General features: G+C 57.8%; 12 protein-coding genes, 5 pseudogenes and 1 riboswitch. All 17 genes and pseudogenes read right to left on the bottom strand.

Annotated features, from left to right (window positions below; genetic code table 11):
• Window positions 1-80: 80 nt before the first annotated feature.
• Window positions 81-987 (bottom strand): annotated as a pseudogene (locus ATC00_RS31060) (Mu transposase domain-containing protein); the annotation flags it as partial.
• A gap of 170 nt (window positions 988-1,157) precedes the next feature.
• Window positions 1,158-1,625 (bottom strand): Lrp/AsnC family transcriptional regulator, encoded by a 468-nt coding sequence (locus ATC00_RS13460; RefSeq protein WP_064253176.1) that lies wholly within the window; start codon window positions 1,623-1,625, stop codon window positions 1,158-1,160.
• 973 nt (window positions 1,626-2,598) lie between these two features.
• A pseudogene (locus tag ATC00_RS33480) lies at window positions 2,599-2,869 on the bottom strand (UPF0262 family protein).
• 37 nt (window positions 2,870-2,906) lie between these two features.
• Window positions 2,907-3,071 carry a hypothetical protein gene (locus tag ATC00_RS33475; RefSeq protein WP_234782305.1) on the bottom strand — a complete coding sequence of 55 codons (165 nt, stop codon included), beginning with the start codon at window positions 3,069-3,071 and terminating at the stop codon, window positions 2,907-2,909.
• Between the two features lie 494 nt (window positions 3,072-3,565).
• Window positions 3,566-5,206 (bottom strand): MFS transporter, encoded by a 1,641-nt coding sequence (locus ATC00_RS13450; RefSeq protein ID WP_064253175.1) that lies wholly within the window; start codon window positions 5,204-5,206, stop codon window positions 3,566-3,568.
• A gap of 358 nt (window positions 5,207-5,564) precedes the next feature.
• Window positions 5,565-6,992 (bottom strand): ISNCY family transposase, encoded by a 1,428-nt coding sequence (locus ATC00_RS13445; protein WP_037385899.1) that lies wholly within the window; start codon window positions 6,990-6,992, stop codon window positions 5,565-5,567.
• A 292-nt stretch (window positions 6,993-7,284) separates the two neighbouring features.
• The gene (locus ATC00_RS13440) at window positions 7,285-7,806 is read right to left on the bottom strand and encodes a UPF0262 family protein (protein ID WP_234782304.1); all 522 of its coding nucleotides are present in this window, start codon (window positions 7,804-7,806) and stop codon (window positions 7,285-7,287) included.
• Between the two features lie 99 nt (window positions 7,807-7,905).
• Window positions 7,906-9,228 carry an aspartate aminotransferase family protein gene (locus tag ATC00_RS13435; protein WP_064253174.1) on the bottom strand — a complete coding sequence of 441 codons (1,323 nt, stop codon included), beginning with the start codon at window positions 9,226-9,228 and terminating at the stop codon, window positions 7,906-7,908.
• Between the two features lie 614 nt (window positions 9,229-9,842).
• Window positions 9,843-11,483 carry an MFS transporter gene (locus ATC00_RS13430; RefSeq protein ID WP_064253173.1) on the bottom strand — a complete coding sequence of 547 codons (1,641 nt, stop codon included), beginning with the start codon at window positions 11,481-11,483 and terminating at the stop codon, window positions 9,843-9,845.
• A gap of 150 nt (window positions 11,484-11,633) precedes the next feature.
• Window positions 11,634-11,998: pseudogene (locus ATC00_RS34055) on the bottom strand (malate synthase G); the annotation flags it as partial.
• A pseudogene (locus ATC00_RS34050) lies at window positions 11,996-12,553 on the bottom strand (malate synthase G); the annotation flags it as partial. The pseudogenes ATC00_RS34055 and ATC00_RS34050, both read right to left, overlap by 3 nt.
• A 33-nt stretch (window positions 12,554-12,586) precedes the next feature.
• A riboswitch (glycine riboswitch) is annotated at window positions 12,587-12,676 on the bottom strand.
• A gap of 11 nt (window positions 12,677-12,687) precedes the next feature.
• The gene (locus ATC00_RS13425; protein ID WP_064253172.1) at window positions 12,688-13,857 is read right to left on the bottom strand and encodes a M20 aminoacylase family protein; all 1,170 of its coding nucleotides are present in this window, start codon (window positions 13,855-13,857) and stop codon (window positions 12,688-12,690) included.
• A gap of 751 nt (window positions 13,858-14,608) precedes the next feature.
• Window positions 14,609-16,014, bottom strand: a pseudogene (locus ATC00_RS13420) (CapA family protein).
• Between the two features lie 165 nt (window positions 16,015-16,179).
• Complete coding sequence (locus tag ATC00_RS31050) at window positions 16,180-16,422, bottom strand: oligopeptide/dipeptide ABC transporter ATP-binding protein (RefSeq protein ID WP_082912320.1); 243 nt, start codon at window positions 16,420-16,422, stop codon at window positions 16,180-16,182.
• Between the two features lie 840 nt (window positions 16,423-17,262).
• Window positions 17,263-17,976 (bottom strand): aspartate/glutamate racemase family protein, encoded by a 714-nt coding sequence (locus ATC00_RS13415; protein WP_064253171.1) that lies wholly within the window; start codon window positions 17,974-17,976, stop codon window positions 17,263-17,265.
• A 181-nt stretch (window positions 17,977-18,157) separates the two neighbouring features.
• Window positions 18,158-19,327 carry a M24 family metallopeptidase gene (locus ATC00_RS13410; RefSeq protein WP_064253170.1) on the bottom strand — a complete coding sequence of 390 codons (1,170 nt, stop codon included), beginning with the start codon at window positions 19,325-19,327 and terminating at the stop codon, window positions 18,158-18,160.
• Window positions 19,328-19,552: 225 nt separating this feature from the next.
• Window positions 19,553-20,296: an amino acid ABC transporter ATP-binding protein gene (locus ATC00_RS13405; RefSeq protein ID WP_064253169.1), complete on the bottom strand. Its 744-nt coding sequence runs from the start codon at window positions 20,294-20,296 to the stop codon at window positions 19,553-19,555.
• Window positions 20,297-20,313 lie beyond the last annotated feature (17 nt).

Raw genomic sequence — 20,313 nt, 5'->3', positions numbered from 1 at the left:
GCTCACAGCAGCTCATCGTGTCCGTTACCGATACCTGACCGCTCACCCGCTCCGCCAGACGGGGTCTGCTTGCCGCTTACGAAGATCTCGACCACCCGATGAGTAAGCCGCACCTGGACGGTGCGGCCGATCAGCCGGTGTGGCACCGAATAGAAGGTCTTATCGATCTCGACGTGGTACTCGGGATGGACCTTCGCCGATTTCCATTCCGCGTATTCGAACGGCGTCGCCGGCAGCGGCCTCAAGGCTGTCCGCTCGATCTCCTCGAACAGCTCGCGGCGGCTTTTGCCAACGTGGCGCATCGGCCGGTTGTTCAACTCCTCGAGCAGTTCGGCGATCGCCGTATTGAGCTCGGCCAGCGAGAAGAACATCCTGTTTCCTGAGCCGCGCGAGAATCCAGCGCTCGACGATCAGCACCGCGCCCTCGCGTTCAGCGTCGGCTCGAACCACAGCGCCTTGGCGATCCCAGCCTTCCAGATTGTTGCAGACGATCGCCTTGGTGACGCCACCGAAGCAGGCGAGCGCCCGCACCTGGCCGTCGATCCAATCGGGCAGCTTTTGACTGAAGCTGACAAAGGCGAAGGTCAGGTTGGAGTCGCCCAGCACCGCGACAAAGATCTGCGCGGAGAAAATAACGCCGGTGGTCGGGTCGATCACCGGCACCGTCTGGCCGGGATAGTCGGTCCACATCACCGCGCCCGCCGCATGCAGGTTGCGGAATGTCGGGCTTGCCTGCCGCCGGAAGGCGGCGAACCGGTCTCAGAACCAGGTGAAGCCGTTCCAACACAGCATCGTCGTCGTCTGGCGGCAGTGGCCAGCACGACAACCCCGCCTTCCGCGCCCGCAGCAAATAGTCGAAACCGAGGCCTTGCCGATCTTCAGCCGCTCGGCCACTTCGCGCACCGAAAGACCCTGTTTATGGGTCAGTCGCAGGATCGTCCGGATGTCCTTCACGCTCGTTCGTCTCGCTTGCTCCCGTCTTGGCATGGCCCCTCTCAACGTCTTCGTGAGAGGCACATTGCCAAAACGGCGCGGCCGAGAACCGACCGTAAAAATCCGCCCCGGAACTGTCCGGGACTTAGCGGAATTGCCGTCCGCGACTTACTGAAATCTGTGACCGGGACTTACTGAAACACGCACATGACGTCGCCGCAGCATTACGGATCCATAGGAATGGCGAAACTCGCCTTAATGCGATCTATCACCACCATTGTCTTAAAGCTTTTGATGTCGGCATTCTCATAGAAAAAGCGGCGGGTGAACTGCTCATAGTCCTGCATATCTTTGGCGGTTACGACCAATACGAAATCAGCTTCTCCCGTTATATAGTAGCCGATCATCACCTCGCGCGAATGGCGTATTGCCGTTTTGAAACGATCGACAATGTCAGCTCTCTCTCGCTCGAGGGAGACCATTACGACCATGGTAATGTATCGACCAACTGCTTTGGGGCAGACGATAGATATGTCCGCTTCGATAACGCGCTCACTCCGCAACCGCTTTAGACGCCGTTGGCATGCTGTTGGTGATAGGTGAACAGCCTCTGCCAATTCCTCTGATGTTAGCCGATTATTCTGCTGAACAGCTTGAAGAAGTGCGATGTCCGTACGATCTAACTCGGTCATTGCTGTAGCCTGCAAAGATAAAGATTCCGTCGGTTTGCTTGCCCAAAGATGAGCATCGCAGCTACGCGACAGAAACGACGTTCAGGGGATGGCGACCCAGGATTTCGCGCAGGGTCTGAAGTGCTGCGGACCACTGAATTAATGAAAGTTCTTGCATCTCAATACAACTACGGAGTCACGCCTTGGGTGAAATGTATGAGCCGAATTTGGGCGCGCTTTGAAATATGCGCCACACCTGGTCCTGATACAGCAGTCTGGCAGTGGGCAGGTACTGCGCGAGTCGCCATGCACAAGATGAAAGCAAGCTTTGCCGTCGGATTTGCCATCCCTTTGCGTAGGGGTTGGTACTTCCTAGCAGGCCTAGCAGAGGGACGATTCTTGCTGCAATACGGAAAAACAAGGTGAGCCTCGGACAAATCTCGCCGCCTGCCGACAAGCAGCTGAGATCTCGACTGTATGAAACGCCACCGGCCGGCACACTCAGAAGGTGCGTCTAAACAGCGTCCAGATACAAAAAGAGGCACTCAATGACGATTGCGACTCGATCTTCTCAGGGGTGGCCCCAGCGCGACTTTATCAATCCCTCTGTCTCGCGAGGGCAGCCACTGAGCGAAACCATCCGGAACGGTGGGGAAGCTGTCGTATCTTAACAGACGTCAATCCCCGTGGCTTTGGTCCGTCCAGAGTCCATAGAAAGTGGCTGCCGTCGGGACCTGCTCGAGCGCCTTCATCGCCACGGATGGTGGCGAGATCAGTCAGCTTGTGTAGCCAGTGTTGCATTCTAGCTTCTCCGGGAATGATGGGCGGCTCCGGCATGGTGCTCCCGTGAGTGTTCTGCGGAAGAACTTTCCGGTCGATTATGCCGATCTCATCGTCGCGCCCGTTCGGACGGTGTCCTGCGGCAGCCCAAAGGACACGAATACCGGTTGTTCCTCCACTGCGCTGTCTCTTCACGTCAATTGACTCCTAGCCCCTACGAGATAAGTAGATGGACCAGCGTGAACAGCCGGCGGGCCGTCTCCTGATCGATCTCGACCTTGGATTTGAGGCGCTCTCGGAGCAGGGCGGAGGCTCCATTGTGGATTGCGCGGCGCCCCATGTCGATGGCTTCGAGTCGGTCGGGCTGCAGCCGCGCCGTTGGCAAAGCTCTCGCACACAAGCCTGTAGTCCTTGAGAGCAGCGAATGACGTCAGCGAGACGTGGTGGCACAGGTCGGGTGCGCCGGTCTCGGTGGTGATCGACATCACCAGTCGCCGGACCATGAGTTCAAGATGAAGTCGATTAGGGACCGCCGCCGTGCTCGACCGGAGCAAAGCTGTTGTTGTCCAGGAAAATGGCGACAGTTTGCTCGTGCTTCTGTGCTGCATCCGTCCGGCCGACCAAAGGCGGCTCAAGCGAAATCGCCGAAAGCCGAAACCGGGATGGCGTGGCGCTCATGCAGGTCATCGCGCACGGCCTCCCCGAGCAGTGTCGACCGCGCAACCGCGCTTCTTTGCGGAACCAAACGACGTGGCTGCCGCCGTGGTCCGACGACAGCCACTTTGCCCTGGGAGGCTGGGCAAAAGGAAAATCTGTTCGAAAAGCTCGTGCCCGAGATTCGACGCGGAAACCGGAAGCGGTTCCAATTGCTGTATACTCGCTCCCGAGCGGCAGCGCCACCGCGAGGATTGTCTTGGCGAAGCGCCGCAAGCGTCGCCGGCGGCCGGGCCGGTGGCACGCATACTGTTGCAAGCCGAAGAGAAAGTGGCTGCCGTCGGGGCCTGTTCGACGGCAGCCAAGTGGCCCTGGTCGGCTGGAGTAAATGCCATTCGCAGGGCGGGAGCTGGTCCAGATCGACGCTGACGAAGGCCAAGCGCAGAGATTTCAGCAAAGGAGCCGGCGTCGCACACACGGTGCAAGCATTGCTGTTCTTCGACCTGCTGCCGCATCTCAAACGCTCCTCAGGGACGCGAGACGCGAGTTATCGGCTGGCTCCGGGCGCGAGACGGAGTTGTCCCTCGCTCGATCGCCAGCACGGTTTCAGGCGCGCCAACTCCATCATGGAAGGCGGCAAGCCGCTGGCCCAGTTCCTGGTCGGCCGCTGAGAGGCGATGGTTCATTCGGAGAAAGTCCGTCCAGGTTGGCGTCCGGAAGGTCTCGGTCCACAGAGTGGGGGTCAGCAGGTTTCGCTGGAGCGTCCAGTTTCGTGCCCCCGCCCGGCTCTGGATACGCCGCCGCTCGCGCATGCACTCGAGGAAATCCTCGAGATCCTGCTCGGCAATGGCGTATTCGACTTTGACAACGATAGGTCCGCTTCTCGGCGTCAAGTCGAGTGCGAGCGACGGCGGTACGAACTCCGAAGCTTCTTTCTCCGACTCTTCCCAAAACTCGATCGGCAGCACGAATGCAGCGGCGGCCACAAGCATCAGAACCACGGCTGCGCTCTCGAATGCCATGGTGAGGGAGTAGTTCTGCGCGACAGCGCCCCAGATCCAGCTGCCGGCAGCCATGCCGCCATAGGAAAGGGCGTAGTAGATCGAAAGTGTCCGACCAACGACCCACCTGGGGCTCGACAGTTGGATTGCAACGTCAACGCCGGTCCAGGTGAGCAGCCAGCCGGCGCCGCCGACCGCTAGCGCAAGCGCCGCGACGGGGATCGATGTCGTGAGGGGGAGCAGAAAGCAGCATGTCCCGCACGCGACTGAGGCAAGCGCGATCAGCCGGTCCTGAGGCATGATCCGTCTGAGATAACTGCTGCTGAGCCCAGCGGAGAAGGCACCGACACCGAATGCGGCGAGGAGTGCGCCGTAGACGATCGGCCCGCCCAAAAGATGATCACGGACAATTAGCGGCAGCAGCGCGAGAATGGAAATGCTCGCCACTCCGAAGAAGGTCCCGCGTACGATGGCCGCCTTGATTTCCGAGGACATCGCGGTAAAGCGCAGCCCATCCTGAATGGCCGTCACCACGCGCTCGCGCGGCAGCGAGGACGAGCGCACGTGCCACTTTGAGCGGGAGATTGCGGCAAGCGGCGCCAGATCGCTCAGGGCTGCGAGAACGAAAGCGGCAAGCGGGCCCAAGAAGGCGAGGATCGCGCCGCCAATGGCGGGACCGGTACTTCTCACGATGTTGTAGCCGACCGACATCAGCGTGACCGCCGCCGGGACGTCGCGCTTTTCCAGGATATCCCCGACCGAGGCGTGCCAGGCCGGATCGGTCAAGGCAAAGCCGCATCCGGCGAGAAATCCCAATCCCAGGATCAGCCACGGACTGCCGGGGCCCAGTGCAACCGAGATTGCCAGCGTTAGCGAAGCCAGAGCGATCAGGAAGTGACCGGCGAACATAACGCCGCGGCGGCTAAAGCTGTCGGCAATGGCGCCGGCGACGATGGACAGGAAGAAGGCGGGCAGCGTCGACGAGGCCTGAACCAGCGCCACCATCAAGTCGGAGGCGGAAATCGTCGTCATCAGCCAACTGATCGCGGTTGTCTGGATCAGCCATCCTAGGCTGGAGATTTGCGTCGCCGTCCAGATCGCACGAAACGCCCGGTTCCGAAGAGGAGCCAGGGTGGTCGAAACGGCCGAGTGCGGATCATGCTGCATTTCTTCCTGTCTTTCTCAAGCTCCTAACGCGTTGCTGCAATGCAGCAGAATATCTGGTACCCAAAGACGGATTTCGCCGTTATGCAGCTAAGCCGATGCCGGAAACCGGCGATGATGCGCGTTAGGCGAGTTATCCGGCACGTTACGCCATAACTGTCAAAGCTATTTAAAGATGAGACAAAGTCGTCAACTTAGAAATGCGACATCATCCTATTCCTGATTACTGCGTTTGCAAGTTGCTATATTTACAAAGTACGTAGACGGAGCCGCCGGCCGGGTGGAGCTGGCCAGGGTTGCGCAGCCCGGTCGGCGGCGGATGGCTCCAGCTGCAGAATAAACTTTAGCTTTGACACCCCGATCACTCCGCCGCCTTCAGCTGCGCAAGGGCCTGCTGGCGCTTGGCGATGACCACCGGATCCTTGGTGAAATCCGTCTTCCGGCCAGGCTTGGTGCCACGCTTCTGATAGCCATTGCTCTGGCTGCCGTCGCGAATGCCGAACATATGGTCCGTCTGGCCGGTGCGGCGCGGTCCGCCCTTGCTGCGCTGTTGCTCTCGTCCGGCCTGCCTCTCGGCCACAATCGAAAGCATGTCGTCCAGGCGCTTGTTCGCAACCACCTCGCAGCGGTGCACCGAGCGCAGCGTGTCGAAGGTCCTGTAGGGCAGGGAGGTCCCCTCATGGGTGACCTCGAGGCGACCATCGGGATAGTCGCAGACAATGAGCTTCTTGCCGGCGAGCGCCGTCGCGAAATCCGTCGGATCGAGGATGAACATCACCTTGTCATAGCGCAGCGTCAGCGAATTCGACAGTTTGCGGATCTCCTTGCGGCACATGGCGCCATCGAGGTTCTCATGCGCGGCAAACGGCCGGTGCATGTCCTTCGGATTGCGCGGCGCCTTGCCAAAGCGGCGATTGAAGTCGGCCATGAACTCCGGCGCATAGGCATTGGCCGCCGCGATCGTGTCGATGCCGCGCAGCCGCAGTTCCTTGACGAGCCGATCCTGCAGCGTCTGGTTGGCGCGCTCGACGCGCCCCTTGGCCTGCGGGGTGTTGGCGCAGATGATGTCGATGTTGAGTTCATAAAGGGCCCGCCCGAACTGCGTCAGGCCACTGGTCCTGTCCTTCTTCGACGCATGGGTGGTGCGGAAGATGCCATGCTTGTCGCTGTAGAAGGCGATCGGCTTGCCCCAGTGCTGCAGATAGGCCTTCGTCGCGTGCAGATAGTCGAAGGTGTTCTCCGATACGGCGAAGCGCAGATGCAAGAGCTTGCCGGTGGCATCGTCGATATAGACGAGCAGGGCGCATTTGGGTCCGCGGTTCTCGAACCACCAATGCAGCGAGCCGTCGATCTGAACGAGTTCGCCGAAACAATCGCGCCGGCCGCGCGGCTGGAAGACCCGCTTCTTGCGCTCGCGTCGCGACACCCAGAGGCCGGCTTCGATCATCCACTGACGCAGCGTCTCCTTGCTGACGGCAATCCGGTGGCGTTCGAGCAGCTTCTCGGCCGCCAAGGTTGGTCCAAAATCCACGTAATGCTCACGCACCAGGTCGAGCACTAGGTTGCGGAAATTCTCGCTGTAACGCCGGTTGCTCGGACGGCCGCGCTTCTTCGAGACGAGACCATCGGCGCCGGCCAGATCATAGGCCTGCAACAGCCGGTGCACCTGACTGCGGCTAAGACGAAGCAAGGCGGCCGCCTCGACGACGCTCAGGCTGCCACCGCGAATCCGCTGGATCAGTTCAAGACGATGCAATTCCTTCTGCGACATGGTGATCAAACAAGACATGACGACTCCGAACGCTCATGGTCTCAACCACGCTTCACGTCGCCAGTCTTCCTTCCAAACGTTGACGTTTGACCAGCATCCCGAGAGGCGACGACTGTCGCATCTCTAACTGGCTCATATGTCGCATCTCTAAAATGCTGCTACAATAACATGTCGCATAACATAGCTTATGGAACTTACATGCGTAGGTCCGCCTGAGAGTTAAGCTTTGCTCACCTGAATGCCAGGTCCTGGTGTTCCGTCACGTGGTGTTTCCTCCTTCAGAGCTGTGAGCCCCCGGTCTCTGTTCAGCTCAACAGAAATTGTTGAGGGGAATTGCGCGCGAGAAGTGCGTAATCACCGTGAAGAGCCGACGGGCGGTATCCTTATCGACCAGCACTTTCGCTGAGAGCCGTTCGCGCAAGAGTTCGGCGGCCTCGTTGTGGACGCCGCGCCGCCCCATGTCGATTGCCGCGAGTCGCTCGGGCCCAGGGCGCCTGATTGCATCACAGGCTGTCGCAGATGCGCGTGTAGCCTTGAGCAACCGCCGGAAGGGCGTGATTGACAGGTGGTGACTGACGGCATGCGCTCCATCATCGTCGGCGATATGCAGCTCTAGGCGCCCATCTGCAGCTTCGATCCTGAGACGATAAGGGCCGCCATCGTGACCGACGGGCAAGAAGCTGTTGTTCTCAAGGAGGTCAATAACCGCAAGCGCCTGTTCGCGTTCGACGCGAGGGTCTCGACGGTCGAAGGATCGGCCAAGCGAAGCATCGCAAAGACGGGCTTCCTGGCTAATCGCTCTGCCTTTCCCTAACATCGCTTCCACGCACATGGCTCCAACCTGCAGTTGCCTGGCAATTCAAGTTCAGCACATTCTGAGCCATCGACCCACATCTCGCTCCGGCGCAATCGCGTAGTCTGGAGCGTTTATTCACGGCTCAGCGCCGTCCGACTCAAGCACCCCTCGTCGTGTGCTTGCGAAATTCTCCACTGCATCTACAAATCGGTCGAGATCCGATTGCAAAACCGGAAGGCTCAGCGCGAACATGCCACGCCGAGCGAGATAAAAACCGGTCTGCACCATGTCGAGAAAGAACAGTTCCCGCAGGTCTTCCTCTTGAGCCGTTGGCGAATACGGGCGGCGGATCGTAGGGGCGCGGTAGTGCGCTGTGGCGACGGAGCCCACTCCGCTGAAGTGCATCGCGACGCCGAGCCTCGTAAGTCGGTCATTCAGTGCAGTCCGCAAGCGCTCACCGCGAACGTACAACTCCTCCGCTACTTCCTTTGTGAAAATTTCTCCAAGCGCGACACGTCCTGCAGCCATCGACAGGACGTTGTTATTGAACGTACCTGCGTGCGACAGACGCCCCTCGAAGAGCGACATCACGTCGGCCCGACCGCCGAACGCTCCAAAGCTCATTCCGCCGGCCATGTACTTGCCGAGCGTCGTGAGATCAGGATTAATCCCCAGGCGCTTTTGGAGCCCACCATCAGACATGCGCGATGTCATGACCTCATCGAAGATCAGCAGAGCGCCCGCCTCTCGCGTAGCCTCCCGCAATGCTTTCAGGAAGCTGATTTCCGCTGGGATACAGCCGCCACTACCGAGCATGGGTTCGACAATCACCGCGGCGAGCCGATCCCGATTCTGCTCAATCACCGCAGTGGCAGAGTCCGTGTCGTTGTAGTCGGCCAAGAGGAATGGGAACGGAACGGTAACCGGAGACGGACCCTGGGGGGTGAACAATAGAACACCGCCATGGTAGCCGCCGGGAAATGCAAGGATCATGTCTCGGCCGGTGTGGACGCGGGCCGCCGTTAGCGCCAATAGATTGGCCTCTGTGCCGCTGTTGGTGAAGCGTACTAGTTCCATTGACGGAAACCGCGCGCAGATGAGATTTGCAAACTCGTATTCGGCCCTGCCCACTGCTGCGAGGTTCAAACCTTGCGTCATGGCTTGGTGAACAGCAGCGTGGATCCGAGACTCCGAGTGGCCAAACAGACCTGCGGTGTATTCACCGCAAAGATCCACAAATTCATTGCCGTCAATGTCCCAGAGCGTACTTCCCTCACCTTTGTCCATCGCAATCGGAAAAGGCTGATAATATAGCACCGAGCGGGTGTTTCCACCTGGCATCACGGTGCGAGCTTGGCTGTGAAGTTCGGCGCTTCTAGGATGCCTTGCGATGAAGCGGCTCCTCGCGTCCAGGAGACTCGATTCAAGTGTACTGTTCGATTCCGGGGCTGCCAACATCTCAAGATCTCTTCATTAAGCGTCGCCATCAACGCACATAGGGAAGACGGGGCGGCCGCGCGGCTACTGTCTCGCACCAGAGAAGTCTAGGATTGGCAGCTACCAAGATGTCTTCAATCTCACCCACTTTGTGCGTCTTCCATTTCATCCCTGCGCGCTTTTGATGGTTCTGCTGCACGGATGGCAGCTTTAGAAAAGTTAACAGATCGACTACGAGTTCAAATTCGCACTCACGGTGTGGGCGGCCGGTTGCGCTCCACATATGCAAAAGCTCATGTTGCGGCGGGCCCAGTGCAACCCAATCATAATGACTGATGGGGTATTCGGCTTGCGCTGCATCTGTGGTGGGTGAAGAGAGACGCTGCGTTTCGAGCTAAAGGTAAAACGCGAGATCTTGCTCTCTCGCAATCAAACTTGCCGCGTTGACGTTCCTGAGTTGCCGCGTGCGGAAGTGGGCGATATGTCATTCGAGCGATTTCGTCGCGTGCCAATTTGGCAGTCTCAGCGACCCTCGCTCGTTGATGTTAATACGGACCCGTGAAGTCCTTCCTGACCCGCTATGCAACAAATGGCAACCGTCCTGGCTTCACCGAACGCGGTGCAAAAGGCGCGGCTTACTTCTGTGAAATGTAAGGCACCGGCGGCGAAGACTTCGCGGTTCCAGGGGGGCGCTCGACCAGGATGTTCGTCCGCGGAGGGCTCATTCTTTTGCTCACCTTCAGGAGTTCTCGATCCAGTTCCTTATCCGCATCCGTGAGGCGATTATGAAGCCGATGAAAGTCTGTCCAGGTCGGTGTGCGGAACGTCTCCAGCCAACGGGACGACTGCTGAACGTCGCGGGTGAGGGTCCATTGGCGTGCGCCAACGCGGCTTTGCGCGTATCGGCGTTTCTGCATGATCTCCAGAAACATATCTATGTTTTCCTCAGAGATCGCATATTCCGTCGTGACGAGGATAGGGCCGCTTCTTGGCTTCAGATCAAGCGCGATTGCCGGCGCGCTGAAACCGCCCGACGGTTCGAGTTCCGAGTCAGAACGATTGCTGATCGGCAGCTTGAGACCAAGAGCGGCGACCGCCAATGTCGCGGCACTAGACCAGCCCAGCGCAATGGGAAGCGAATGATTTTGGACGACTACACCCCAAAACCAACTGCCCGCGGCAATGCCGCCGTAGGTGAAGGCGCTATAAATCGATATCGTGCGTCCAACGACCCAGCGCGGACTTGCCAACTGTACGTTCACGCCAAGTCCCGACCATGCGGTGAGCCAGCCAGCGCCGCCGGCGGCAAGGCTGAGCGTTGCGATGGCGAGCGATGAGGTAAGAGCAAGGGAGATCTGACATATTGCACATGCGATGCAGGCAAGTACCACCAGCCATTCTTGGCTTAGTATTCGCCTGAGCTTGGGATTCATGAGTCCGGCGAGAAGTGCACCAGCGCCAAAGCCGCCCATCATAATACCGTAGCTGATCGGACCGCCCTTCAGAATGTCACGAGCAATCAGCGGTAACAGTGCCAAGGTAGAAATCGCTGCAAAGCCGAACAGCGTCCCGCGCACGATTGTTGACTTGATCTCCGAAGATATCGCCGTGAAGCGCACACCATCGTAGATGGCGGTCATAAGTGCTTCGCGCGGAAGCGACGGCGTTTGAACCTTCCATTTGTTGCGCAATAAAGCGGTGAGAGGGGCGACAAAGCCAAGCGTGGTGAGCGCGAATGCGACAAGCGGCCCGAAAGCGGCAACGACTAGGCCGCCAAGAGCAGGACCGACACTGCGTACCGAATTGAACCCGACATTCAGCAGGGTAACAGCTGCCGGCAGATGGCGGCGCTCCAATATGTCGCTAAGGGAGGCACGCCAAGCTGGATCGCTGAGTGCTATGCCGCAACCGTCCAAAAAGCTGAACGCGAGAATCATCCATGGATCGGTTATGCCGAAGGCCATGAGGATTGTCAGCATCGCGGCCGCGGCCATCATGAGGCTTCGACCGACGATCATGACCGTCCGGCGGCTGTAGTTGTCGGCAATCGCCCCAACGAAGACGGCGAGAAAGAAGGCCGGCAAGGTCGATGAGGCCTGGACGAGAGCAACCATCACGTCCGATGTGGAAACGGTGGCCATCAGCCAACTGAGCGCCACCGTCTGCATCAGCCAACCTAGAATCGAAACCTGGGACGCTAGGAAGATCGAACGGAAGGTTCGGTTCTTCAATGGCGCCAGCAAGCTCGTGGATGCGTTTTCTTCGGTAGAAGGCATGGCAAAGTCTCTTAGTAACGGGCAACTCTTGCCCGCTGTCGAACCTAGTGCTTTAGCAAATTTGCGCTGTCAGACCATTCCATTCGATTGCCACAACAGCGCGCCGTCTCGATTATTGCATCGGCGCAAGATAAACCGAGTTTGTTCATGTCAGTCTCCTCTTGATTTCGCTTGGAGCCACCGGCGATGAAGGACCGGTTCGGTATAGCGGTTCGGCTGTTCGCGTCCCTTCAGCACCAGATCCAGCGCGCCTGGAAGGCGATCGTTTCGTCGAAGAAGCTGGCCATCGGCACATAGGCCGGATCGTCGGCATTCTGCCGGTCGACGATCGCGGCCATCCGCTCCAACGTCTCGCCGATCTGCGCCTCGCTAAGATGCCACGATGTAGCCAGTTGGCCATGTGCTGTGCTGAGATGCGTAGCGTCGCGTGGTCCTCCATCAGGCCGACATTGTTGATGTCGTCGAACCTTCGAGCAGCCGATGCCCTGGTCGACCCAGCGCACGACATAGCCGACGGCGATGCCGATGTGCACATCGTTCTGGCGCAGAACGATCTCGGACGGCGCCGCTGCGGTTCCGGAATAGCCGGCGAACTGAGCCGGATTTGCGAAGCCTCGTCCCACCACCGCTCGTAAGGTCAGCGAGAGCGTCGACCCGTCGAGTGCAAGCGCTGCGACCTCGTTCCAGCGGCCCGTCACGAGCGGCGCGCTCGCATCGCGAAAACCCCGAGCCCGGGCAATGACCTTGGCACCGCGCGCCGGATTATAGCCCTTGCCGCGCTCGGCTCCGTCAGTATCAGGAATGGAATCGGTGCCGTAGCGCGCGTCAGTGAGAGAGCCCCCACGCGCATCGGCGGCGTTCAGTGCATAGCGGGCATTCATGACCGGCACGACGAGTTGCGGGCCGGCAATGGTTGTGATCTCGGCATCGACATTGGCGGTCGAGCTGGAGAAATCCGGCCCCCCCGGGAGATAGCCGATCTCATCCAGGAAGGTCTGGTAGACCTCGATATCGACCGACGCACCATGCTCGCCATACCAGGCATCGAGCTTCGCCTGGAGTTCGCCGCGTGACTGGCCGGGCTTTCCCCTTCGCTGGGCTTGTTTCACTGAACGGTCACTTGTGCCTGAGAGTTTCCTTAGGGGGTTGCTCTGTCGGCGCCGGCGCAAAACCGATTCTCCCGAACAGTCTTTGGAACAGCCAATTATACCCCCAATACGGTCTCGACCAGCGTTACCCAGTAGCCAATCCCATACGGCAAAGCCTCGTCATCGAAGTCAAAGGCGGGATTATGACACGCGGGTGTTGGCCCATTGCCAAGGAAAATGTAAGCCCCCGGTCGCGCTTCGAGCATGTACGCGAAATCCTCCGCTCCCATGGCAAATTTCACGTTATCGTCAACGGATGCAGACCCTACAAGACTGCGCGCCGCCTGAATCGCTAGATCGGTTTCCTCCGGGGAATTAAAGGTCGCTGGAACCGATCGGGTATATTTGAACTCAATATCCCCGCCGAAGCCTCGCGCAATGCCTTGAGCAGAAGCAGAAATCTCTTGCTCGGCGAAATCACGAAGGCGAGATGCGGAGGTCCTAACGGTCCCGCCGATCTCGACCTGATCGGGTATGACATTGTACGCCTTCGCGGCTTTTAACTTGGTAACAGAGATCACCAGCGACTCTAGGGGATCGGTTTTGCGCGATACCAACGTTTGCAGGCCAATAATGATCTGGGCTGCAATCACAACGGGATCGACAGTCCTAGAGGGATTGGCCGCATGGCCACCCCGGCCCTTAACGATGATATCGAAGTCATCTTGGGAGGCCATAATCGAACCATGGCGGATGCCGAACTTGCCGACTTCGATGCCCGGGCGAATGTGCATGCCAAAAACCTGAGAGATTCCGAAGCGCTCCATGATCCCTTCCTGGACCATTTTAAAGCCGCCCGTCGGAAATTCTGGCTCCTCGGCCGGCTGGAAAATAAGGGCAACGGAGCCCTTGAAGTTGCGGGACCTCGCAAGATGCTTTGCGGCGCCCAGGAGCATGGCCGTATGACCGTCATGGCCGCAGGCGTGCATTACACCAGAGATTTTTGACGCCCAAGGCTTGTTTGATGTCTCAACTATTGGCAGGGCATCCATATCTGCTCTCAAGCCAATCGTGGGCCCGTCGCCGCCTTCTCCCTGGATCAAGGCAACGACGCCGGTCCCAGCGAATCCGGTTTCAATGTGATTTATGCCAAATGACGCGAGCTTTTCGGCGACAAACCTTGCGGTGTTGTACTCCTGGAAATCCAATTCGGGATTTTCATGAAGATAACGACGCCAATCAGTAACTTCGCCTTGCAACTCCCGGAAATCATTAATCTCTTTCATTTTTCCACGAACCTTTTGACCTCTTGATACCACCTCCCCCTGCATCTCTCGGGCGAAGGTGACATTAGCCCATTTGCGCGATTTGCATTCCCGTTGAGTTTCAATTTGGGCTGTCGCCGATCCCAGTGAAAACGCCTTCGAGCACTGCTATAGAATGGCGCATGTGAGCGAAGCGTTTGCAGCAATCTGTGACCTTCCCTGAAATACTGATGCCACTGTCGGTCGCTCGCTGAAACGATCGAGAAAGAGACACGACTGGAGATGAGGCAGTCGGAAGTCAGTCACTCCAACATATTAACGCGAGATCGGCTCGCTGGGCATCATTGACTGCGTAGCTAGTCGCACGCTCGGTGCGGTGACCAAAACCAATGCAACCTTCTTTGCAACTTCAGTTGCGCGTCGAGGCAACCCTTGGACTGCCGTCCAACCGGGGCGTCCATCCTGAGGTGCGTCGGTGATTGCTGCGAGAGACAACTGCCGAAGACGATTTCCTGCGTAGCATTGCCAGCCCTTCGAGCCTGGCGACGCGTTCTCAGCTACGCGCACCTTAAGCCCGCGCTGGCGTCGTCCGGTGTGTACCGTTCAATGTGAATCGGACGCGGCGCTCAATAACAGCGCTCCTAACCTCTGGCTCGCTCTGGCATTGCCAGTGGCGTATTTGTGAATTTCGTCGGTCGAATCCGATGGCATGAGAAAGCCGCCGTAGAATTTTCATGCCATGCAGATTCGATTGGCGCGATATCTTCTGGTGTCAGTGGCCGCCACTCAAGCCCGTGCTCCTCCGGCGGATGCGTCCGATTTGATTCTCAATTTCGATACGAGTTCCAAACGGCTCCGACAGCTTCTGCATTCGCTCCAGAATGGATCTCGCCTGCTGCCCCTCGGCGAGCCGAGGAACTCCTCTGTTCGCAAACCTGTTCGTGCGACGTAGCTCGATTGGATAGAGCTGCAACTCGGCAAGCTGATTGCCGTCGAAGCGGCTGATCGCAACGACGCTCTCGTAGAATTCAACACCGGATTGAGGACCGACGAATCCTTCGGCTGTCGGGTATCCTTTTGCGACCTCATCCACCGTCACTTCGGCATCTGTATCGATCCGCGGATCCTTGTTATAAATATCGAACATGTCACCGCCCACCGGTGTTCGAATGTCCTGGCAGAAGAAATTCCCTAAACTGTAAAAGATTGGCCGCCCATTATAGATCTCTATTCCTCGCAGGATATGGGGCCCATGGACAATGTATGCGTCTGCACCAGCATCAATCACCCTGCGGCGAACGCTTGCTCGTAGTCGGCTGGCTCTTGACTCCATTCGCCGGGTTCGTGCCCATGGTTGGTCACAAGGCAAAAGTCGGAGAATTGCTTACCCCGACGAATGTTACGCAATATATCGGCGACGTCTCGCGCGTCAGCTTCAAAGCTGTAGCCGGGCGTCTCGCCAGCTATATAAATGGCTCTGCCTAGTACGACCTTGTCGGGAGTTTCGACGGTTGGTTTGTAGCCCGGGAGCACTTCCCGGACACGCTTCAAGCTTTTAAGCATTTCCTGCGGAAGCACCGTACTTTTTGTCAGGCGCAGGGCGTTGAGCCCGGGTCTTCCAGGCGCCTCTCCAGCTGGATCGCACGCCCGAGCCATCGGGCTGAACGTCGTCGCAAATGACACCATACCCGCGCGACCGCGCGGCGTCTCCAGAAAGCGAGCGGCGCCAGCATGTCCGAGAGTTTCTCCGGCTCCTGCGTGGACAATCCCGTGCGCATCGAGAGCTCGGGTGGTCTCGCGCATACCTTCTATGCCCCAGTCAAGCGTATGGTTGTTGGCGCGGCTCAACATGTTGAAGCCCATTGCTTTCAAATCTGATCCCACTTCTGGGGCGCTGATGCAATATGCACCACCGTACTCAGCTTGTGGGCATCCTTTGGACCGAGAACCCAAGATGCTGGTTTCCAAGTTTCCGAAGATGACGTCGGCGCCACTGAATATCCTCAGCACGTCTGATAAACCCGGATAATAACCTGTTGTTACTGGACGAGAATAGAGGAGGTCGCCCACCGCAACCATTGTAAACCCATCTTCAACGTTCGTCTTAATCGAGCCAATTGTATCAAAGCTATCCTGTTCGATTTTTTCGATATTGCTTCCCTTCGAATGACTTTCCATAAAACCTCCATTACAGCGGAAATATTTGTCCCTTGGTCATCTCATCTGTGGCAATGCTAGACCGCAAGTGGACAACAAGGACGGAACGCGAACCGCTTGGAGAGTTGATGGGCTGGATCTGCATTCCACGTCGAAACGTCCGAAGAGTGTCCTTCTTGAGATCCGCTATCTCGCTATAACGCGGTCGTTTGTCGGCTCGATGAGGCGCATCATAACGCAAGAGTCCACTGCGTTATCTTGGACGACATCACCTAGATCGGGCGCCTTCTCGCGGCAGATGTCGATGGCTAACAGGCATCGAGGCGCAAAGCTGTAGCCGACGATCGGCTCACGCAGTCTTGGCACGTTTCCCGGAATTTCTGGAAGACGACGCTGTCGACCTTGCCGCCGATCCGGAACAGAGCGCATGAAGCCGGGTGTAACGCTGAACCGGGGCGGGCGAAGAGCTCATGAACCGTGTCGGCGATAGTTTAGCTGGTTCCAACCCGGCTTATTGTGCTCACCTATTGTTAGATCTGGCTTTGTCTCGCTCACAGCATCTCCTCCGGATTTTGTGCGCAGTGTAAAACTACATAGCGATAACAAGTATGCAAGCGGAGTTTTCGTCAAACTGCGCTAACTGTTGAAATGGATACGGCGCAAAATGGATCGGTATGAAAAGAGTGGTGGCGTCGTGGATCCACGGCGCCACGCGGCTGCAGCTCTTCGACGGTCCAGCGCCCAAAGAATCGTGCGCTGGCTCCCTGGATCGACGCCGGAACACCTGGTGCGGCGATGGGGCGCCTATCTCCGGCCTCTGTCCTCCCCCAAAGCCTACGTCGATTGTTTGATCCTCGACGACTTCGGCGCGTTTCAGCGGACGAGCTCCCCGTATTCCGCGACAGCACCCGATTGGCCGTTTTGGCGGCTCCCCTTTTCTCCGGCGCGATCCCATGCCAGTATTGCGGTCGTCGCGCTTGAGCGCCTCCAATCCACGGCAAGCGACTAGGGCGCAAGCGGATAACGACCGTTCTTAACCACGGCCATTGCGCAAATGACCGAACGAGCTTCAGCACGTCGTCGGCGTACCGCAGGGCTTAAGTCGGACCCCGCGGTTGAGGATGCACCTAAATGGGTGAGCCGTGGCGCCATTCGGCAACCACGGCTCGATGATTTACTATCCTGATCCGTCGAACCATACCGCTCGGCGTAAGCTTCTCGCGCCGGACCCTGCAGAGTCGACCCGCAGCGTTTCGTCGGCCTTACACGTCAAACGCGAATGCCAGCCGTCGAAAGGGTTAGTCTACAAAGGTCCGTGATATCATAGATCGGCAACCCTGTCTTGCGCCGAAGGGCGTTTGTGACAACCGGAAAACCGGTGCACTCGAAGAGTATCAACGCAATCTCGGGGTGCTCGACGCGGAGTCGTGCGATGCAGCCGCCAACCTCCCGTTCGATCTGATCAACGTCAGTTCGCACGAATGGGCGGGCTAGAGCGTTGCGCACGTATACGCCATCTTCAATCCCTCCGATGACTACACGCCTCCGGTCGCCGGGGTGTTGTATACCCAACAGGTCTTCACTGAAATGCCGCGAGTCAGCCGTTATTACCGCGAGCTTTTTCGCTGGAGCTAACTGTCGCAGCAGAGCAGGAACAAAAAGCAGGCTTGAGGTCACGACCGGCACATTGACCGCTGTAGAGATCGCTGCTTGGTGACGAACCATAAAGCCGCAGTCAGCGGTAATCACGCCGGCACCTCGATCGACCAGGCGCTGGGCTGCTGCCACACAAGCGCCTTCAAGCGAAGCGTCACCCCGAATGACTACTTCAGCAAACGCACCATCCACCATTTCTGTGATGATAGGTCGGTCAAAGGTCGCCGGGTGGAAGAGGGAGCCTTCACGCGGAACATAAGTTGGATCATCAGTCGACAGGCCTTCATCCAGCTCAAGTATTCCAAGAACGGTGCTTTGCGAAGACATGGGTTGGCTCCTCGGTGTCAAAAAAGCTTTATTGCTTTGAGATGGTTTTCGGATAACGTCCGGTTTGACACGGGAGCATACACCCCCGTGATCGACTGAATCTGGTAACAAGATGACGCTGGAGGACCCTGAACACCTTGTCCACTGTAAGGTACCATGCGGTCTGTTCGGAACTGTACGGTCAAAGAGTGATTACCCTGCGTGGTGTGTTGGTCAACACTTCGACTCCCGACTCCGTAACGCGGATTGACTCGCTGAACATGTAGCCAAAGTCCTCGTCGAACCAGTTACCCAGCATAAGATGAAAGGTCATGTTCGGCTTCAACTCGGTCATGTCCCCGCTCTGAAAGCTTGCAGTCGGTTCTATCCAACCAATCCCGATGGCATAGCCACAACGCGACTCCTTTTTAAAGCCATGCTTTTCATAAGTTCGGTGAAAAGCATTTGCGACATCGCTACAGGTCTTCCCAGGGCGAATTGTTTCAAGCGCAGCATCTAGTCCGGCAAGGTGCGCAACGTGAACACGGTTGAGACGTTCCGAGGGTTCACCAATTGAGAAGGTACGCATAAGCGGAACAGTGTAACCATGCCGAATACCGGCAAGTTCGATATTGATCTGCGACCCTTCCCGAAATACGTCCTCGCTCCATCGGATGTGCGCTGTTCCTGTTCGTGGAGAAGAGCAAATGGCGTTTGAGGCGATATTTGTACCTGGCTTTCCATTTGCGCCCCGTGCAAGCGTCGCCTCAATCTCAGCGGCCACATCGGCTTCGCGTTCACCAGCACGTATAACTTCGGCTGCCCGCTGCATCGCGGCGTCCGAGATGGCGGCAGCCTCGCGCATGATAGCGATCTCGAGGTCCGACTTAATGATCCGAATCCACGTTACGAGGTTGGTACAATCCTCAAGCTTAGCGTTCGGGAGGCGCGTCCGGAACTTCGTTACCGCGTGGAAGCGCAAGTCCCCGAGTTCAAAACCTACGCCGCGGTTTCCCAAACCTTTTTCGTGTAGAAAATCGATAATCGCATCATAGCCATTTTTTTCGGGAGTACCGATTAACGCTTCCGGATATGCGAGGATGCTGTCACGGCTCATAAACGTCTGATGAATTGCTGCAGGAGCATCCATTTGGCGCAGAATGAAAATGGGTTCTTCTTCGTGAATCAACACCACCAGTCCATCAGGCACGTAGCCTGATGGCGTAGTATACCCTGTGAGATAGGTGATGTTGTGTACGTTGAACACTACAAGCGCTTCGATGTCCCGCCGAACCATCTCCGATTTCACGGCGGTAAGCCGACGTAGGAATTCCGTCCTCGGGAAGACCTGAGGGCCCTTGCTAATAGCCATTATTTTACTCCTGTTATTGAAAACCTTGCGCTCCCTGAAACCACCCCACAAGCAATCACCTTACGAAAACGGTCTCAAGGCGATTAGCGCCGCGATTTCCCGGTTGTTCCTTCGCCCGCAGTTGCCGCAGCAAAAAAGGGCACCGAACTCACTTACTAGGGCGCGCCTAGCTATGGCTTCAAGGGGCATGGCCCCCTGGAACCATCGTTGACGTCGCCGAGCCACTCAGTGCTGCAAGATTTGGCCCAGGAAAAGCTTTGTTCTGTCGTGCTGGGGTTTGGTAAAGAAGTCTTTGGGAGCGGCTTCTTCGACGATGCGGCCTGCATCCATGAAGATGACGCGGTCTGCGACGGCGCGAGCAAAGCCCATTTCGTGGGTGACGCAGACCATGGTCATTCCGTCGCGGGCAAGGCTTGTCATGGTTTCCAGCACTTCCGACACCATTTCCGGGTCCAGCGCCGAGGTGGGCTCGTCGAACAGCATGACGGCCGGCTCCATGCAGAGCGAGCGAGCAATGGCAACGCGTTGCTGTTGCCCGCCGGAAAGTTGCACGGGGTATTTGTTCGCCTGTTCGGGAATGCGCACACGCTCGAGGAATTGTAGGGCGGTCTTCTTGGCCTCGGCTTCTGGCACGTCCTTGATCCACATCGGACCAGCCATACAGTTCATCAGCACGGTCATGTGCGGGAAGAGATTGAAATGCTGAAATACCATGCCGACGTTCTTGCGAACTTCAGTCACGTTGCGCATCTTGTTGTGCAATCTGATCCCATTGACAGTGATCTCACCTTCCTGATGCGCTTCGAGCCGGTTGAAGCAGCGGATCAGCGTCGACTTACCCGATCCGGAGGGGCCGCAGATGACGATGCGTTCGCCCTTGCGGACGGTGAGATTGACATCTGTTAACGCTCTGAAGGTGCCGTACCACTTGGAGACATGGGTCGCCTCAATGATTTTGTCCGAAGTCATCGTTACCTGCTTCTTGC

Origin of the sequence: Sinorhizobium americanum, from assembly GCF_001651855.1 — a bacterium.
GTDB lineage: Bacteria > Pseudomonadota > Alphaproteobacteria > Rhizobiales > Rhizobiaceae > Sinorhizobium > Sinorhizobium americanum.
Note: the sequence above shows the minus strand (reverse complement) of the source record. Positions and strands in the feature narration are given on the sequence as shown.

Coding starts and splice junctions, on each gene's coding strand:
- ATC00_RS13445 (WP_037385899.1), bottom strand. CDS start 6,992: ATGTCTTGTTTGATCACCATGTCGCAGAAGGAATTGCATCGTCTTGAA.
- ATC00_RS13425 (WP_064253172.1), bottom strand. CDS start 13,857: ATGAAAGAGATTAATGATTTCCGGGAGTTGCAAGGCGAAGTTACTGAT.
- ATC00_RS31050 (WP_082912320.1), bottom strand. CDS start 16,422: ATGCGCTCTGTTCCGGATCGGCGGCAAGGTCGACAGCGTCGTCTTCCA.
- ATC00_RS13450 (WP_064253175.1), bottom strand. CDS start 5,206: ATGCAGCATGATCCGCACTCGGCCGTTTCGACCACCCTGGCTCCTCTT.
- ATC00_RS13440 (WP_234782304.1), bottom strand. CDS start 7,806: ATGTGCGTGGAAGCGATGTTAGGGAAAGGCAGAGCGATTAGCCAGGAA.
- ATC00_RS13410 (WP_064253170.1), bottom strand. CDS start 19,327: ATGGCTATTAGCAAGGGCCCTCAGGTCTTCCCGAGGACGGAATTCCTA.
- ATC00_RS13435 (WP_064253174.1), bottom strand. CDS start 9,228: ATGTTGGCAGCCCCGGAATCGAACAGTACACTTGAATCGAGTCTCCTG.
- ATC00_RS13430 (WP_064253173.1), bottom strand. CDS start 11,483: ATGCCTTCTACCGAAGAAAACGCATCCACGAGCTTGCTGGCGCCATTG.
- ATC00_RS13405 (WP_064253169.1), bottom strand. CDS start 20,296: ATGACTTCGGACAAAATCATTGAGGCGACCCATGTCTCCAAGTGGTAC.
- ATC00_RS13415 (WP_064253171.1), bottom strand. CDS start 17,976: ATGTCTTCGCAAAGCACCGTTCTTGGAATACTTGAGCTGGATGAAGGC.
- ATC00_RS13460 (WP_064253176.1), bottom strand. CDS start 1,625: ATGACCGAGTTAGATCGTACGGACATCGCACTTCTTCAAGCTGTTCAG.
- ATC00_RS33475 (WP_234782305.1), bottom strand. CDS start 3,071: ATGACCTGCATGAGCGCCACGCCATCCCGGTTTCGGCTTTCGGCGATT.